At 66.2% G+C, this 18,363-nt stretch carries 11 protein-coding genes; 7 read left to right on the top strand and 4 right to left on the bottom strand.

Annotation, left to right across the window (positions count from 1 at the left end; genetic code table 11):
• Window positions 1-112 precede the first annotated feature (112 nt).
• From CXQ90_RS06940 to CXQ90_RS06910, 7 genes are all read left to right on the top strand, one after another.
• The gene (locus tag CXQ90_RS06940) at window positions 113-1,546 is read left to right on the top strand and encodes an FAD-dependent oxidoreductase (protein ID WP_104138000.1); all 1,434 of its coding nucleotides are present in this window, start codon (window positions 113-115) and stop codon (window positions 1,544-1,546) included.
• A 218-nt stretch (window positions 1,547-1,764) separates the two neighbouring features.
• On the top strand, window positions 1,765-3,129 hold the full coding sequence (locus CXQ90_RS06935) for a GAF domain-containing protein (RefSeq protein ID WP_104137999.1): 1,365 nt from the start codon (window positions 1,765-1,767) through the stop codon (window positions 3,127-3,129).
• Window positions 3,130-3,328: 199 nt separating this feature from the next.
• Entirely contained in the window at window positions 3,329-4,852 is a 1,524-nt protein-coding gene (locus CXQ90_RS06930; RefSeq protein ID WP_104137997.1) for an aldehyde dehydrogenase family protein, read from the top strand.
• Between the two features lie 228 nt (window positions 4,853-5,080).
• Window positions 5,081-6,103: an alcohol dehydrogenase AdhP gene (adhP, locus tag CXQ90_RS06925; RefSeq protein ID WP_181038460.1), complete on the top strand. Its 1,023-nt coding sequence runs from the start codon at window positions 5,081-5,083 to the stop codon at window positions 6,101-6,103.
• Between the two features lie 15 nt (window positions 6,104-6,118).
• Window positions 6,119-6,526 (top strand): DUF779 domain-containing protein, encoded by a 408-nt coding sequence (locus CXQ90_RS06920; protein WP_104137994.1) that lies wholly within the window; start codon window positions 6,119-6,121, stop codon window positions 6,524-6,526.
• Between the two features lie 455 nt (window positions 6,527-6,981).
• The gene (locus tag CXQ90_RS06915) at window positions 6,982-12,270 is read left to right on the top strand and encodes a peroxidase family protein (RefSeq protein WP_258064393.1); all 5,289 of its coding nucleotides are present in this window, start codon (window positions 6,982-6,984) and stop codon (window positions 12,268-12,270) included.
• A gap of 220 nt (window positions 12,271-12,490) precedes the next feature.
• Complete coding sequence (locus tag CXQ90_RS06910; protein ID WP_104137991.1) at window positions 12,491-14,047, top strand: APC family permease; 1,557 nt, start codon at window positions 12,491-12,493, stop codon at window positions 14,045-14,047.
• A gap of 46 nt (window positions 14,048-14,093) precedes the next feature.
• Here CXQ90_RS06910 and CXQ90_RS06905 read toward each other — a convergent pair whose 3' ends face one another.
• From CXQ90_RS06905 to CXQ90_RS06890, 4 genes are all read right to left on the bottom strand, one after another.
• A complete protein-coding gene (locus tag CXQ90_RS06905) occupies window positions 14,094-14,732 on the bottom strand; it encodes a DUF2461 domain-containing protein (RefSeq protein WP_104137990.1) in 639 nt (212 codons plus the stop codon).
• Window positions 14,733-14,804: 72 nt separating this feature from the next.
• The gene (locus CXQ90_RS06900; RefSeq protein WP_104137988.1) at window positions 14,805-16,841 is read right to left on the bottom strand and encodes a DUF6541 family protein; all 2,037 of its coding nucleotides are present in this window, start codon (window positions 16,839-16,841) and stop codon (window positions 14,805-14,807) included.
• Between the two features lie 7 nt (window positions 16,842-16,848).
• The gene (locus tag CXQ90_RS06895) at window positions 16,849-18,054 is read right to left on the bottom strand and encodes a polysaccharide pyruvyl transferase family protein (protein WP_104137987.1); all 1,206 of its coding nucleotides are present in this window, start codon (window positions 18,052-18,054) and stop codon (window positions 16,849-16,851) included.
• 138 nt (window positions 18,055-18,192) lie between these two features.
• Window positions 18,193-18,363 (bottom strand): catalase-related domain-containing protein (locus CXQ90_RS06890; RefSeq protein ID WP_308470548.1); only part of this gene is annotated, 171 nt, incomplete at its 5' end.

Here is an 18,363-nt window from a genome sequence, read left to right as displayed (position 1 = left end):
GGCACCTGACGCCCCGCGTCACGGGTTCACCGCGGAATTGCGCGGACAATTAGAATTGAAAACTGCGCGCCCCGATGATCGGGCGCGGCCTCCCGTTCCAGAAGGGCTCCAGGTGTCCAACTCAGCTGAATCCGCCGCCAAGCGGCCGCTCCGCGTCGCGATCGTCGGGGCGGGACCCGCCGGTGTCTACGCTGCGGACATCCTGACCAAGTCCAACGAGGTGAAGGGCGGGGACTTCGAGGTCAGCATCGACCTTTTCGAGGCCTACCCCGCGCCGTACGGCCTGATCCGCTACGGAGTGGCGCCCGACCACCCCCGGATCAAGGGCATCGTCAACGCGCTGCACAAGGTGCTGGACCGTGGCGACATCCGCTTCCTGGGCAACGTCACCTACGGCCGGGACCTCACCCTGCATGATTTTCGCGCCTTCTACGACGCCGTGATCTTCTCCACGGGGGCCATCAAGGACGCCGACCTGGACATCCCGGGCGTGGAGCTCGAGGGCTCGTTCGGCGCCGCGGACTTCGTGTCCTGGTACGACGGCCACCCCGACGTCCCGCGCGACTGGCCGCTGGACGCCAAGGAAATCGCCGTGATCGGCAACGGCAACGTGGCGCTGGACGTAGCGCGCATGCTGGTCAAGCACGCCGAGGAACTGCTGGTCACCGAGATCCCGGACAACGTCTACCAGGGCCTGAAGAACTCGCCCGTGACGGACGTCCACGTGTTCGGCCGCCGCGGCCCGGCCCAGGTCAAGTTCACGCCGCTGGAGCTGCGTGAACTCAGCCATGCCAGGGACGTGGACATCGTTTTGTACCCCGAGGACTTCGAGTTCGACGAGGCCTCCGACGACGCGATCCGCAGCAACAACCAGACCAAGACCATGGTGAACACCATGACCAACTGGCTCGTGGAGGAGCACGCCGAGGCTGAAGAGCCGTCCTCCCGCCGCCTGCACCTGCACTTCCTGCACAGCCCGGTGGAGATTTACGACGACGGAGGCTCCGGCAAGGTGGCGGGCATCAAGTTCGAACGGATGCAGCTGGACGGGACCGGCAACGTCAAGGGCACGGGGGAGTTCATCGACTACCCGGTGCAGGCCGTGTACCGCGCCATCGGCTACCACGGCTCCGCGCTGGACGAGCTGGAGTACGACGCCAAGCGCGGCGTCATTCCCAACGAGGGCGGCCGGGTCCTTGACGCCGAAGGCGAGCCCGTTCCCGGCATCTACGCGACCGGCTGGATCAAGCGCGGACCCGTGGGCCTGATCGGCCACACCAAGGGCGATGCCCTCGAAACCATCGGCTTCCTCCTCGAGGACCGGCTGACGCTGCCTCCGGCGAAGAACCCCGACCCGCAGGCCATCATCGATCTCCTGGAAGAACGGGGCATCGAGTACACCACGTGGGAAGGCTGGAACAGGCTGAACGCGCACGAAGCAGCCCTCGGCGCGGCGTGGTCGGAATCCGCGGCGTCAGACGGCGTCGTGCGTGAACGCATCAAGGTTGTCCCGCGCGAGGAAATGATCGAGATCTCACGCGGCTAAGGCCCCGATGAACAGCGCGAACGAACACTTGAGGTCCGCAACAGGGGCCGCAACTGTTCGTTCGCGCTCTAGGGTGCCGTGCTCAGCTGCCCCGACTCGTGCTCTGGCGGGTGCCGAGGTACGCGATTAGACTTGCCGGACGGAGCGCGCGGTCCCACGGTGGCGTGCGCCCGGCGACGGCGCCGATGCGGGCGCAATGAACGGGCAACGGGAGTTCGATGAGGAACCTGATCCAGCCGGCAGCACCCCGCGGGGAAGCCACGGAGTTGGCGCAGCGGCATGCCTTGGCGGCCCACGAGCAGCTCGACGCCCACGCGTTTCCCGATGCGCCGGAGATTCCCGGCCTCCGCCGCCTGATCCGCGAATCCTGGCAGCGCTCGGCGCAGCTGCAGGCCAACCCGGACCTCCCCGAGGCGCCGCTGGCCATGGACCGGGACGTGCTGGAGGAATACCGCCGCCAGCACCCCCTCGCCACCATCATGCCCGTGATCCACAAGCTCCTCATCCAGCCCAGCCACGACAGCGGCCTGCTGGTTGCCGTCGGCGATGAAGTGGGCCGGCTGCTGTGGGTGGAGGGCGACCCCGTGATGCAGCGCCGCGCCGAGGGCATGATGTTCGTGCCGGGCGCGGACTGGTCCGAGGCCCAGGTGGGAACCAGCGCACCGGGAACCGCTCTCGCCCTAGGCCGCGGCATCCAGATCTCCGGCGCCGAGCACTACAAACGTTCCGTCCACCCGTGGAGCTGCACGGCCGTTCCGTTCCAGGACCCGGATTCGGGTGCGCTGCTGGGCGTCGTGGACATCACCGGCACGGAGTCGGCGGTTGCGCCCCACACGCTGTCCCTCGTGGAGGCCACCGTGGCGGCGGCGCAGGCGCAGCTGCGCGTCGAACGGCTCCAGCTGGCGGCGGCCCAGGCGCGGACGCCGGCACGACGGCGGAGCCCCGGTTCCGCTGCCAAGTCCGGGTCAGCGCCGGAAGGCAGCCTGTACCGCAACAGCCTGCAACTGCTGGGCCGGGACCAGGCCCTGCTCAGCATCGGGGGCCGGACCGTGGCACTGTCCGCGCGGCACAGCGAAATCCTGGCCCTGCTGAGCGCCCACCCGGACGGCCTCAGCGCAGAGGAGCTCAGCACGCTGCTATACCCCGGCGACGGCTCCAGCATCACCCTGCGCGCCGAGATGGTGCGGCTCCGCAAGGTCCTCCAGCAGCTCAGCCCTGCGGCAGTGCCGGAGTCCCGGCCGTACAAGCTGACCATGGACCTCGTCCCGGACAGCGGCCAGGTGCTGACCTGCCTCCAGCGCGGGGCCCACAAGATCGCCCTCGAGATCTACCGCGGGGCCGTGCTCCCTCGGTCCGAGGCGCCCGGCGTCGCGGAGCTGCGCGACCGCGTCTCCGCGCTGCTGCGCGAGGCCGTCCTGACGGACGGCAGCGCCGAGTCGCTGCTCAAGTATGCGGAACTCCCGGAGGCGAGGGACGACGTCGGCGTCCGGCTGGCCGCCCTGAAGCTCCTGCCGCCGCGCTCGCCCAAGCGGGCCGCCGTCGTCGCCGACCTCGAACGGCTGGAAACGGAACTGAGCGCCTGACCGGCGCGCCGGGAGCGCAGTCTTCCGCGAGAGCTGGCTCCTCCCCACCTGCCCCCTGGCCCCGCAACCCCGGCCAGGTAACCGTGCGTGATCTGGCTCACGCAGTTGCAACCTGCCTGCAACCTTCCCCCTCCTACGCTGGGTGCAACGGCGATCACCATGCGGATCGCCACGATGTTGCAGAGCAAAGGAGCCAGCAATGACCGTTTACGCCCAGCCCGGTACCGAAGGTTCGAAGGTCACGTTCAAGGACCGCTACGAGAACTGGATCGGCGGCGAGTGGGTGGCCCCCGTCAAGGGCCAGTACTTTGAAAACATCACGCCCGTCACCGGGAAAGTCTTCTGCGAGGTGGCCCGCGGCACGGCCGAGGACATCGAGCTCGCCTTGGACGCGGCACACAAGGTTGCGCCGTCCTGGGGCAAGACGTCCGTCGCGGAGCGCGCGGCAATCCTGAACAAGATTGCCGACCGGATCGACGAGAACCTCGAATTGCTGGCCGTCGCCGAATCATGGGACAACGGCAAGCCGATCCGCGAAACGCTGAACGCCGACATCCCGCTCGCGGCAGACCACTTCCGCTACTTCGCATCCGCGGTCCGCGCCCAGGAAGGACGCCTCTCACAGCTCGACGACGACACCACCGCGTACCACTACCACGAGCCCCTTGGCGTGGTCGGCCAGATCATTCCCTGGAACTTCCCCATCCTGATGGCCGTCTGGAAGCTGGCGCCGGCCCTCGCGGCGGGCAACGCCGTGGTCCTCAAGCCCGCTGAGCAGACGCCGTCCTCCATCCTGGTCCTGGTTGAACTTATCGGCGACCTGCTGCCGGCCGGCGTGCTCAACGTGGTCAACGGCTTCGGCGTCGAGGCGGGCAAACCGCTGGCCTCGAGCCCGCGGATCCGCAAGATCGCGTTCACCGGTGAGACCACCACGGGCCGCCTGATCAGCCAGTACGCCAGCCAGAACCTGATTCCGGTCACCCTTGAACTGGGCGGCAAGAGCCCGAACATCTTCTTCAACGACGTCGCCGAGTCCAACGACGCGTTCTACGACAAGGCCCAGGAAGGCTTCACGCTCTTCGCTTTCAATCAGGGCGAGGTCTGCACCTGCCCGTCCCGTGCCCTCGTCCAGGAGGACATCTACGACTCCTTCATGGCCGACGCCGTGGCCCGGGTGGAGAAGATCATCCAGGGCAACCCGCTGGACACCGAAACGCAGCTCGGCGCCCAGGCCTCCAACGACCAGCTGGAAAAGATCCTCTCCTACATCGATATCGGTAAGCAGGAGGGCGCCAAGGTGCTCACCGGCGGCGCCCGGGCCGAACTGCCTGGGGACCTGGCCGGCGGCTACTATGTCCAGCCCACCATCTTCGAGGGCCACAACAAGATGCGGATCTTCCAGGAGGAAATCTTTGGCCCGGTGGTGTCCGTGACGCGCTTCAGCGACTACAACGACGCCATGGGCATCGCCAACGACACCCTTTACGGCCTCGGCGCCGGCGTCTGGTCCCGCAACGGCAACGTCGCCTACCGCGCCGGCCGCGAGATCCAGGCCGGCCGCGTGTGGGTCAACAACTACCACGCCTACCCGGCAGGCGCCGCGTTCGGCGGCTACAAGTCCTCCGGCATCGGGCGTGAAAACCACGCCATGATGCTGGACCACTACCAGCAGACCAAGAACCTCCTGGTCAGCTACAACGAAAACAAGCTCGGCTTCTTCTAGGCCGCGCCCCTCTGGACCGCAGCCCTCGGGCAGCAGCCCAAGCAGCGGTCTAAGCTGCGGCCCCGCCGGCCGGCGTCGCATCCGATGCCGGCCGGTCCACCATCCCGGGCGGGGCGGATGAGCACCCATCTGCCCCGCCCGTTTCCACCCTGGCCACCCCTCAGGAAGGCAGCACCACCGTCTCGACACCATGTTCAACACCGATCTAACGACGCAAGGATTTCGCCAATGACGACGACAATGCAAGCAGCCGTAGTAACCGAATTCGGTAAGGACCTTCAAGTCCTGACCATCCCCGTTCCGACGCCCGGCCCCGGCGAGGCGCTGGTCAAGGTACTGACCACCGGCGTCTGCCACACCGACCTCCACGCCGCCGAAGGCGACTGGCCCGTCAAGCCCTCACCCCCGTTCGTCCCGGGCCATGAAGGAGTCGGAGAAGTGGTGGCCCTCGGCGAAGGCGTCACCGACCTGGCCGTCGGAGACATGGTGGGCAACGCCTGGCTCTGGTCCGCCTGCGGCGACTGCCAGTACTGCCGCACCGGGTGGGAGACGCTCTGTGAGGCGCAGAAGAACGGCGGCTACAGCGTGGACGGCTCGTTCGGCGAGTACATGCTGGTGGACACCCGCTTCGCCGCCCGCATCCCTGCGGGCTCGGACCCGGTGGAAGTTGCCCCCGTGCTATGCGCAGGTGTGACGGTCTACAAAGGCCTGAAAATGACCGAAACCAAACCTGGCCAGTGGGTCACGATCTCCGGCATCGGCGGCCTCGGCCACATCGCAGTCCAGTACGCCGTGGCCATGGGCCTGCGAGTTGCAGCGGTCGACATCGCTGACGACAAGCTGGCACTCGCCAAACAGCACGGCGCCGAGCTGACGGTCAATGCCCTGCATGAGGACCCGGCAGAGGTCATCCAGCGAGAAACCGGCGGTTGCCATGGCGTCCTGGTCACGGCTGTCCACCCCTCGGCGTTTGGCCAGGCGATCGGCATGGCCCGCCGCGGCGGAACGATCGTCTTCAATGGATTGCCGCCCGGCGACTTCCCGGCGCCCATCTTTGAGATCGTGCTCAAGGGCCTGACCGTCCGCGGTTCCATCGTGGGCACCCGGCAGGACCTGGAAGAGGCCCTGGATTTCTACGCCCAGGGCAAGATCCACCCCACGGTTTCGACCCGCGAGTTGTCCGAGGTCAACGCGGTCTTCGACGAGATGAAGCACGCCAAGATTGACGGCCGCGTGGTGCTGAGATTCTGATGAGCGGATCCGGTAATGACTGAAGCCAGTCTTGACGCCGCGGTGACGCAGCCCGGAGAGGACTTCTCCCGGGTGGCGCTCACGGCCGAGGCCGTGCAGCTGCTCAGGAAACTGTGGACGCAGCACGGTCCGCTCATGTTCCACCAGTCCGGCGGCTGCTGCGACGGTTCCTCGCCCATGTGCTACCCGGCCGGGGAGTTCCTGACGGGGGATGCGGACGTCCTGCTGGGGCTGTTCGACATCGCCGACGGCGTGCAGCCGCAGCCCCTGGAATTCTGGATGTCCAGGGAGCAATTCAACTACTGGAGCCACACGCATCTGACCGTGGACGTGGTGCAGGGCCGGGGGAGCGGCTTCTCGGTGGAAGCCCCGGAAGGGAAGCGTTTCCTGATCCGATCCACGCTCATGGTCTGGCCGGCGTGACGGGCTGGACCGGAGCGTAGGTTTCGACGCTCCGACGCCCGCTAACTGAAGCCCGGGCGGGGCCGCAATTTAGCGGCCCCGCCCGGGCTTCGCGGGTTAAAGCCCCTGTTGGGAACCCCCAATTTAGGTGGCTTAGTACAAGTGGGAACACTACGCGTCGGGTGCTTCCACAAGGTTTTCACGGGCGCCCCAACGCACGATGGCACGGTTACATCCCTCCTAGCGGCAGGTGTGCCATGAAACTTCTCACTCGAAAGGACGGCGGATCCGCAGAAAATTCTGCGGCCGGCGCCAGTAAACCCTTACATCGCGGTCTCCGATTCGGCAGGCCAGGAAAGACTCCGGCCCCCTTACGGCTCATAGCAGCAGCAACGACGCTGGTGCTCCCGATCGCGGTCGGACTGCCTGTAGTGGGCGCCCCGATCGCGGCAGCGGCAGTTGGTCAGGGATTCACCGTGACCCCTTCGGACCTGTCCTTCATTCTGAAGCAGATAAAGATCGCCGAGGCCCATGTGGCCAACACGACCTCAGCCACCGGCCCTTGCGGGGCGCTGTTGGGCACCGGTCCCAACCAGCTCGCCAGCCCTCTCCTGTCCTACGGTCTGCGGACCGTTGACGGCAGCTGCAACAACCTCCAGGCAGGCCAGGAGAACTTCGGCGCTGCCGACCAGACGTTCCCGCGGCTCGGGTCCAAGTCCTTCAGGGACGCGGAGCAGGGATCCGTTTTCGGTCCCCCGACGCCGACCAGCTACGCGCAGAAGTCAGGAAACGTCTTTGATTCGCAGCCGCGCACCATCAGCAACCTGATTGTTGACCAGACGTCCACCAACCCGGCAGCCGTCCAGGCGGCCGGCTTCCCGGTCAGGACCCAGGGCAACGAAGGCGTGGTGCCTTGCACCACGGATCCAGACAACACTGTTAATCCGCCCGTCGCCGGGGCGCCCGCCGGATGCGTGCCGTCACACGAGACGCTGTTCATCCCGAACGTGACCACCGACGTCGGGCTTTCCCCACCCTACAACTCGCTGTTCACGCTCTTCGGCCAGTTCTTTGACCACGGCGTGGACCAGACCGTCAAGGGCGGCGGAACCGTCTTCGTGCCGCTAAAGTCCGATGACCCGCTGGTCGCAGGTCCGGACCACGTCTTCGGCAACGCGGACGACCTCAGCCCGAACCTTCGCTTCATGGTGCTGACCAGGGGCAAGAACCAGCCCGGCCCCGACGGCGCCTTGGGTACCGCGGATGACATCCAGGACGCGAACAACACCGACTCGCCCTGGGTGGACCAGAGCCAGACCTACACGTCCCATTCCTCACACCAGGTCTTCGTGCGGGAGTACGTGAACAACAGTGCAGGCCGGCCCGTCTCCACCGGCAAGCTCCTCGGCGGACCCGCCGGCCCCACCGAAGGTGGCATGGCCACCTGGGCCGGGGTCAAGGCACAGGCAGCTACCCTGCTTGGCCTTCAGCTGACGGACAGGGACGCTCTTGACGTTCCGATGATCGCCTCGGACGCCTACGGCAAGTTCATCCCGGGACCTGCACGCGGCCTGCCGCAGTACGTCACGGAAACCGGCCTGGTTGAAGGCAACACCGCAGCCCCGGTGGCAGTTCCGGCGAACGTCAAGCATTTCGACACTCCGTTCCTGACTGACATCGCCAACAACGCCGTGCCAAACCCCGGCTTCACTGCCGATCCGGACAACGTGGTGACGCCCGGCCTCGTGCCTTGTGTCCAGCCCGGCTTCCCGACCGGCTGCGTCAACCAGTACGACAACGAAATCCTGGACATGCACTTTGCGGCCGGCGACGGACGCGTCAACGAAAACATCGGCTTGACGGCCATCCACCAGATCTTCCACTCCGAGCATGACCGCCTCGTCGGCGACATCAAGAACGTCCTCACCAACGACACCTCGGAAAGGGGTGTGGCTGCCCTGGCCGAATGGAAGCTTGCCCTGGGAGCGGACGGCTGGAACGGCGAGCGCCTTTTCCAGGCCGCACGTTTCATCACCGAGATGGAATACCAGCACCTGGTCTTCGAAGAGTTTGCCCGCAAGATCCAGCCTGGCATCAACCCGTTCGAGCCGTTTGCCTTCACGCAGTCGGATATCAACCCCGCAGTCAAGGCTGAGTTCGCCCACGCCGTGTACCGCTTCGGCCACTCCATGCTGACCGAGACGATCGCCCGGACCAACGAGGACGGCTCAAGCAACGACATCTCACTGCTCAACGGCTTCCTTAACCCGCCCGCTTACACGGACGGCGGCTCTGCAGGCCCTCTCACGTCGGAGGAGGCTGCCGGAAGCATCATCATGGGCATGTCCGACCAGGCCGGCAACGAACTCGATGAGTTCGTCACCGACACGCTGCGCAACAAGCTCCTTGGCCTGCCTCTCGACCTCGCCGCGATCAACATCACCAGGGCACGGTCCGAGGGCATTCCCACGCTGAACGTCCTGCGGCGGGAACTGTTCTCGTCCACCAACGACGGTGCACTCACGCCCTACAAGAGCTGGGTGGACTTCGGCGAAAACATGAAGCACCCGTCGTCGCTTATCAACTTCGTGGCGGCTTACGGCCAGCATGACTCCGTCAAAAACGCAACGACGCTGCAGGCGAAGCGGGCTGCCGCAAAGGAGCTCGTGAGCCCCTCTGCACTTACTCCCGGCGGCCCTGTACCCCCGGCTGACGCTGCGGACTTCATGAACAGCACGGGCGCCTGGGCCAATGACGGAGTCAACTCGAAAACCGGCATTGACCACATCGACCTGTGGATGGGCGGCCTGGCGGAGATGACCACTCCGTTCGGCGGGCTGCTCGGCTCAACGTTCAACTACGTCTTTGAGAACCAGCTGACGGACCTGCAGAACGGTGACCGCTTCTACTACCTGGCACGCACCCCCGGGATGAACCTCCGGGCAGCACTCGAAGGAAACTCCTTCGCCGAGATGATGATGCGGAACACCACTAATGTTCACACCCTGAAGGCCGACGCCTTTGCGACGGCTGACTGCAAGTTCCAGCTGGGCAACCTGGCCGGAACCCCAGCAGGCTACGCCACATCCGGCAACACGGTGGCGAACGATCCTTCGTCCGATTGCGACGAGGCCGCGCTGTTGATCCGTCAGCCTGACGGAACCATCCAGTACCGTGCGTTCAACAGCGTTGATCCATCCGGCATCAACGGCCAGAGCGTATTCAACGGCACCCCCGGAGTAGACCGGGTCCGTGCCGGCAACGACAACGACACCATCTGGGGTGGCGACGGCAACGACGTCATCGAGGGCGGCTCCGGAGCGGACGTTCCGCTGGGAGGCGAAGGAAACGACATCATCACGGACCTCATCGGTGACGACGTCCTCAAGGGCGGTGCGGGTAACGACGCGATGGACGGCGGTCCGGGCCTTGACATCCTGATGGGCGCAGACGGCCAGGACTTCATGAACGGCGGCGCCAATGCCAACGAGACCTTTGCAGGCGAAGGCGACGACTTCATCATCGCAGGCCAAGGTTTGGACGTTGTCTTCGGCGATGGCGGAAACGACTGGCAAGAGGGCGGGGACCAGCCGGACCTGCTGATCGGTGACTCCAGCAACCTGTTCTTCCTGGACGACTCCCAGAAGCCCGGCCACGACATCCTGTTTGGCCAAGGCGGCGACGACGACTACGACATGGAAGGCGGCGACGATATCGGCCTGGCAGGCCCCGGCGTTGAGAAGGTCGCGGGAGCTTCCGGCTACGACTGGGAGAGCGGTCTCCACGATCCTCAGCCGCAGGACGCAGACCTCAATCTGCCCATCCTGCCCCTGGACATCCTCCAGGTGGGCGTCCGCGACAGGTACAACGAAGTCGAATCGCTGTCAGGCGGCCCGCTGGACGACAAGCTCCGCGGTGACGACGTTGTTCCCAGCGCGGTGGGCGGCGGAGGCTTCATCGGCTGCAGCGTCCTTGACCAGGAGGGCGTCAACCGGATCGCAGGCCTGAACGAACTGATCCCGACACTGCCGACTCCGTTGGCTGACGTGGTGGCGGCATCGGCTTCCAAGGACTGCCCGATCCTGAGCGGCACGCACGTCTGGGGCGATGGCAACATCCTCCTCGGCGGCGGCGGCAGCGACACCCTCGAAGGCCGCGGCGCCAATGACATCATCGACGGCGACCGTTACCTCAACGTCCGGCTGAGCGTCCGCAACGCGGCCGGCACGGAGATCGGCAGCGCCGCCAGCATGACGGCGAAGTACCTGCGGGACGGAGCAGGAGCCCTGACCGGCCCGACGCTCCAGGAAGCGGTCTTCGCGGGCACCGTGGACGCCGGCAACATTGTGGCCGTCCGCGAGCTCCTGTCCACCGGCGGCGGAACGGACTCCGCCGTGTTCTCCGACGTTGAAGCCAACTACACGGTGACCACCACCGGCGGAACCGGCGAACTGGGTTCGCCCGGTTCAGTGACCACCGTGGTCCACAACGGCGGCGGCGTCGACGGTACCGACACCCTGAGGAACATCGAACGCCTGGTGTTCTCTGACAGTGTCACGCCCGCCACGCCCGTCCTCGGCGCCCTGATCGCCGGCAACAACCAGGTGACGGTCAACTTCACCCCGGCAGGAGGGGCAGCAGCCACGGCCTTCCAGGTGCGGGTCGTCAACGCGGCCGGTGACCAGGTCGGAGCCATCCGGACCGCAGATGCGGGCACGACCAGCCTGGTCGTGAACGGACTGACGAACGGCACGGCCTACCGGTTCCAGATAGCGGCTGAAAACGCCATCGGCACCAGTGCCTTCTCGGCACTGTCCAGCCCTGTGACGCCGTCGGCTCCCGTCTTTGCGGGTGCTCCGGCGATCGGGACGGCGACGGCCGGCAACGCGCAGGCCACGGTTCGGTGGACGGCCCCCGCGGCTGTCACCAACGCCACCGCGGTAACGCAGTACCGGGTCCGCATCTTCGTCGGCACCGCAGCCACCGCCACCCGTGAGGTGATCGTGGGGAACCTCACGAACACCGTAGTGACCGGGCTGATCAACGGAACGGGCTACACCTTCGACGTCTCGGCGATCAACTCGGCGGGCACGGGAGCTCCTTCAGCCCGCACCCCGCTGATCACTCCGCGGACCGAGTTCGTGGCCCCGACGATCACGGCCAGGACGCCTGCGGCGGGCGCCACGTCCGTCAGCCAGACGAACAACCTCACGGTCACCTTCAGTGAACCGGTGGCGAACGTCGGGACTGGCACGGTGGTTCTGCGGCTCAACGGCAACGCGACTCCCATCCCGGCTGCGGTCACGTACAACAACACGACGAGGACGGTAACCATCAATCCGAACGCGACGCTCCTCGCCGACCGCACGTACAACCTGGCATTCTCATCGATCCGGGACACTGCTGGTAACTCGATGGCCCCCTCGCCCTCGCAGTTCACCACCGGCCCCGCTCCGACCGTCGTCTCCGTATCACCGGGCATCGGTGCAACGGGCGCGAGCCGGACGGCCAACGTTACAGTCCGTTACAGCGAGCCTGTGACGAACGTGACCACCGGCACCGTGGTGCTGAGGAGGGGCGGCCTGACCGGAGCGGTTGTTACGGCAACCGTGACGTACAACGCTACGACGCGGACAGCGACGCTGAACCCGTCGGCGACGCTCGTGGCCAACACCACGTACACCGTGGCGACGTCCTCGGTCCGGGATCTGGCGGGCAACCCGCTGGCCTTCCGCTCCTGGACGTTCAGGACGGGTGCCGTGTAATTCAATAGGCCGGCTGGCGGCTCCCGCAAAGAGCCGCCAGCTGTTCCACCCAAGACACCACGCCCGACCCTCCACCACCGCGCAGCCGCAGCGCGGGGAGGGCCGGGCGTGGTTTTGTGTGCGCGGCGTCTCACCATGCGGGACAAATATGGCCGTCCACTGGATGGACACTAGGATTGATAGGTCTGTTTCCAACCCCAACCAGGATTGTGGACTCCCTATGAATCTTTTCCGGACCAAATCTATCGAGCAGTCAATGGCCGACGCCGATGAACCCGGACGCCAGCTGAAGCGCTCCCTGAGCACGTGGGACCTGATGATCATGGGCGTGGCAGTTGCTGTCGGCGCCGGCATCTTCTCGGTCGGCGCAAAAGCTGCGGCTAACTTCGCCGGCCCCGCCGTCACAGTCTCCTTCATTGTCGCTGCCGTCACGTGCGCCCTGGCGATCATGTGCTACGCGGAGTTTGCCACCGCAATCCCGGTGGCAGGGTCGGCCTACGTCTTCACCTACGCGACCATGGGCGAGGTGCTGGCCTGGATCATCGGATGGAACCTCATCCTGGAGCTGTTCACCGCGGCGGCCGTGATTGCCAAGTACTGGGGCATCTACCTGAGCAAGGTCTTCGCCCTCATGGGCGTCGATATCCCACCTGCCCTCTCCCTAGGCGGCGTCGACCTGTACTGGGGCGCCTTCCTGATCGTGGCAATCTTCACCGTATTGCTCGTGCTCGGAACCAAGCTTTCGGCCCGCGTCGGCAACATCTTCACGCTGATCAAAATCGGCGTCGTGATCTTCGTGATCGTCGTCGGCTTCAGCTACGTCAAGCTCTCGAACTACACCCCCTTCGTTCCCGCCTCCGAGCCCACTGCCGGTACAGGGGCCGCGGACGTCATGAAGCAGTCCTTCTTCGGGTTCCTTACGGGTGCCGCGCCCGCGCAGTACGGAACGCTGGGCATCTTCGCCGGGGCCGCCCTGGTCTTCTTCGCCTTCATCGGCTTCGACGTGGTGGCCACCTCCGCCGAAGAGGTCAAGAACCCGCAGAAGACCCTGCCGCGCGGCATCTTCGGCGGCCTGGCCCTGGTCACGCTGTTGTACATCCTCGTGTCCCTGGCCCTCACCGGCATGGTGTCCTACAAGCAGCTCGCGGACGTCAAGAACCCGACGCTCACCACGGCTTTCGAAGCGGTGGGCAACACCGATGCAGCCAAGGTCATCGCCTTCGGCTCACTGGTGGGCCTGACCACCGTGATCATGGTGCTTCTCATGGGACTCTCCCGCGTGGTGCTGGCCATGAGCCGCGACGGCCTGCTGCCGCGGTCCCTGTCCAAGACCAGCGAAAAGCGTTCGACGCCGGTCCGCCTGCAGGTCATCTGCGGTGCTGCCGTTGCCCTGGTTGCCGGACTGACCAACGTGGACCTGCTCGAGGAAATGATCAACATCGGCACCCTCTCTGCATTCGTGATGGTCAGCCTGGGGATCTTGGTGCTGCGCAAGAAGCGCCCCGACCTGAAGCCTGCCTTCCGGGTGCCGTTCGGCAAGGTGCTGCCCGTCCTGTCGGCAGTCCTGTGCCTCTACCTGATGACCAACCTGGCCGTGGAGACCTGGATCTTCTTCGGTATCTGGCTGGCCCTGGGCCTGGCGATCTACTTCGCCTACGGACAGCGGCACTCCCGGCTCAACGAGAAGTTCGCCGAGGCCAAAGCCGCGGTGGACGGCCCGGCCGAGGCCCTCGGAATGGATGAGGACGACGACCGGGACGTCCTGACGAAGGTCTGAGTTTCTGCAGATCTCACAGATCTCACCGGGCTGGTCGGAACGCCGTTCACGGAGCGGCGTTCCGACCGACCCAGTCGACCAGCGGGCGCAGCTTGTCCCATAGCCGGGCGATCTCTTCCTCCGCGTCCGGGGAGGACAGCCAGTCGGGCTGCCCCAGAGCGACGCTCGCTGAGAGCGATTTGTGTTTGAGCAGCTCCGCGCGCGGGTGCTCCCGCGGGAAACCCCGCGGCACAGTCTTGAGCTTCTCGCCCTCTACCGTGAATCCTGCGGCGGCGATTGCCTCCACAATGTGCTGCAGCTGCTCGCCGGTGCCTGTCGCATCGACGGAATTCCGGTAGCGGGCCAGCTGGGCGGGCGAATGGGAGTGGTAACCCCCGCCAACGAGGAGCCCGTCGGCGCTCAGCTGCAGGTAGTAGCCCACGCCCTCTTGAAACGAAGCGAAGGCCCCCTGGGCAGTCTTGTACGGTGACTTGTCCTGCGAGAACCGGACGTCACGGTGCGGCCGAAAGATCTTGCTGGGGCCGAATTGCGGTTCCAGCCGGGCCAGAAGCGCAGTGAGGGGCTCCTTGACGGATTCCTGATACACGGTGGAATGGGCCTGCCACCAGTCCCGGGTGTTGTTTTCTTCCAGTTCGGTGTAGAAAGCCGCCGCTCTGGCGACGGGGATGCCCTCGAATGTGCTCATGACTGAAGCCTAGGCACCGGCACCGCGACGGGCTACGGGCGCGGCCGCCTGTGGAAAACGCGGCTCGCCCCGTTATCCCGGCTGGCGGCAGGCAGTGATCCGGTACAGGGCGCGGCGGTCGTCGGACGCGATCCTTTCAAAGCCCAGGTCGGTGGGCACATTGTAGAAACCGGGCCACCGCTTCAGGCTGGCACTGCCGTGCGCTGCGCCCGGTGCATCCTCATAGAAGTGCGTCGCGCCGACCTTGAGCACGGCCTCGCAGATCGACTTGTCTGTCCTCAGCCGGTTGAAGCCGGTGCGGAGCAGCTCCTTCGCCCGGCTCCCGGCCGTCGGGGCGCCCAACTGCGTGTACACCACATGCCGTCCGGTGAGGGCGTAGAAGTACGTTTCGCCGTTGAACGGGTCACCGATCACCACTGCGTCGGGCGGAAGCATCGCGCCGGCGCGCTCGATGAAGTCCTGTTCGCCCGTGGAGAGGACGCCGGTTCCGGGATTGCCCGATACCACGTAGTTCTGTGCGGCCACCGCCACCCGCTCCGCGGACCGGTAACCCCCCGAGCCCCAGTAAATTCCGTAGACCATGACGGCGACGGACAGGGCAACGAGGATAGCGGGGACAGGCCACCTGCCGCCGGTGCGAGCCGAGGGCTGCCGCGTCGACACCACACGCCTGACGGCCCTCGCCAGCACGGCGATGGCCAGGGCCGCCAGGAGGCTGCCCGTCATCGCGATGAAGGGGGCGATCCTTTGCGTGTCCTTGTACCAGAAGCCTGTCAGCCACCGGAGCCCGTTTTCCGGTCCGGCCGCCAGCACGTAGAGTGCCACAAAGGCCAGCCAGGTGACGGCGAGCGGCCTCGCCCCCCTGACAAAGACAGCCACAGCCGCGCCGGCCATCACCAGCAGCCCCACCGCGAGGTTGAAGTCGTCCGGGGCCGGCGGGGACAGGGCGGGGAACCGCGGAAGGTCGAAGAACGCCAGGTGCAGGGAATCCGGGATTTCGGCACGCACCGCCCGCCGGTAGGCCATCACGCCTGCCAGCAACCGGGAGTTCGCCAGGACTGAATACGCAACCGCCGCCGCAGCAACCGCGGCCACCGCCGCGGCCGCGGCACGCCAGGGATTGCGGCGTGCACCCCGCGCAAGTATCGACAGCAAGAGGGCCGCCACGAAGGGAAGAACGGCCACGGCCGTGGCAAAGACGGCACTGGGGTGCGCGGCGACGCAACCGCCGAGGAGTGCGGCCAGAATTACGGCGAGGAGGACATGTTCCCGTGCCGGGGTCTCGGCCCGCTCGGCGGACCCCAGGCGCCGCAGAAGCACCACGATCACGGCCAGAGTGGCCGGGACCAGGGCGGTGGCGAGCCCGTTGGGCCACTGGCCGCTGCGGAGGAGCTGGGAAAAGGGGAAGCTGACGAACGAGGCCGCTATCAGCGGCGTCAGCGCCCAGGCCGCAGGGTGCCGCGGGAGGACCGCGGAGGCCAGAAACGTGAGGCCGATCGGCCAGATCATGCCGCCGATGACGATAGAGGACAGATTGGCTGTCTCCGTCACGCTGCCCGGGACGAGTGCTACCGCGCTGTGCCAGCCCGCCGGGTAGTACGTGGGCGGGCCGGCACCGAAGATCGGGGCGATGCCCCACGGAGACGCGCTGCCGGATTCCTGGATCCACCGCAGCACATTCAGATGGAAAATCGGATCCCAGCCCTGCGAGGCTGTGGCCGGATCGCCGATTCCGCGCATCAGCGCCAAACACGTCACCGCCGAACCGATCGCCACGCCCGCGCCTACCGCAACTTTCGCAGGCAAACCGGCGACGGCGGGCGACAAGGGCGTGCTGAAGCTGAACTGCCGGCCTGCCAGCCAGGCGGCAAGGATGGGCGGGAGAGCAACGACGGCGGCCGTGGCGGCGTTCCAGGGTACGCCCACGGAGTCTGCCAGCAAGCTTCCGGCCAAGTAGATCAGGAGGGTGACGGCCGGACTGAGGGCGGTGGCGGCCGGCCAGCCCGGCTTCAGCGGCAGGAGCACCAACAGGCCCGGCAGAAAAAATGCCGCGACAAGGAGGACAACGGTCAGAGCATGTGGAAGCAGTTCAAGAAGCCAATGGAGCATGGGCGTGTCAGCGCGCTCCGGGCCGGGTCTTGTTCCTCAGCGGGGCGGCCAGGGCCTTGTTGAAAAGCTTGGCGGCGCCGGCTGTCAGGGATCCGGCCTGGCCGTTCAGCGGCGGATAGATCCTGCCGGCCTCTGCACGTTTCTGCGCCACGAGTGCAGGCAGTTCATGGTTCAGGGTTCCCCGGTACTGAGGCATGTCCGGCTCCTCAGAGTCCGTGGTGAGCGACCAGCCACTTCCCAGCGCGGTCAGTGACTCATGCTTTACGTCGTAGTAGCCCGGCTTCATGCTGACGGCGACGCCGCGGGCACCCGCGGCCGCGGCCAGCAGGTGGAAGTGGAACCGGCTCGTGATCCAGGTCTGATTGCGTGAGAGCGGCAGGCCGTGAGCCCAGATGTGCGAAAACGGCAAGAACCGTTCCTCCGGAATGAGGTCGGCCAAGTGGTCGTAAGCGACGCGGTCTGCGCCGGGAATGGCCTCGATGTAGTACGCCTCAGTTCCCTGCTGGCTGGCCTTTTCCACGGCCTTGCGTGCCGTCGCCACCGCCGTTTCGAAACGCTCGGGGTCGGCGGTGTCGCTTTGGATGCACACGAACAGGCCTGACAGTGGTTCAGTCCTGGCAATTTCCTCCGATACGCCGAGAAAGGCGTCATCCAGACCCAGGGATACCCTATAGGCCTCGGCGCCCGCCTTATCCCGCGATGTGACGTGGCTGAAGCCTTGGAATAACGGCATCTCGGCGGGAGCGGATGTCACCGCCGGCATGAGTCCCTGGCCGGTTGCGATCAGCCGGGCGCCGGTCAGCTGGTGGACGGCCCGCATTCCGACGACCAACCCGGCGTGATGGGACCAGTTCTCATTGATGAAGCCGCCGCCGATCAGGTGCAGGGATTCTGCTTCGCGCATCTTGAGGATGCCAAGGTCGTAGGAGGGCGAGCCCAGCTCTGTCACCCGCGCCCTGATCGTTTCCGCGGCAGTTTCAATCGGGACGTCGGCATTTTCATGAACCAGCCGCCAGAGCGTATTCGTGACCCGCAGGCGCGGATGAAGTCCGTCGAAAAGGACCTGCGCGAGGCCCGGCTGGGGGCAATCAAGCCACACCTCGGAGTCCGGCCGCTCAACGGCAAGATACCTCAGCCATGCGGCGGCGATGAACTCGTCGCCGAAATTGGGGTTGCCCGAAGGGCCGATCAGATAAATGAGGCCCGACTGCATGCTGACGACTATATCGCCCCGCCGGCGGGGAAGGCGCGTCGGGCGGCCGACTCCGGCGGATGATGACGCGCGGGGCGGGACGCAAAGAACCCCGCCGCGGCAGTGCCGCGGCGGGGTTCCTGTCAGACTGGCAGGCTATTAGCCGATCTTGTTGGCGGCCTCAGCGTCGGAGCTGGTGCCCGCCGGGGCTGCGCCCAGGTTGGCGCGGAGCTTGGCGCCGAGTTCGGCGTCAACGTTGGTCCAGTACTGGATGGCGCGTTCCTTGATGCCCGGGCTCTTCACGCCGCCCACGGCGCCGGTGATGGTTTC

Source organism: Arthrobacter sp. ZGTC131 (assembly GCF_002929275.1).
Lineage (GTDB): Bacteria > Actinomycetota > Actinomycetes > Actinomycetales > Micrococcaceae > Arthrobacter.
This window is presented reverse-complemented; position numbering and strand designations above follow the sequence as displayed.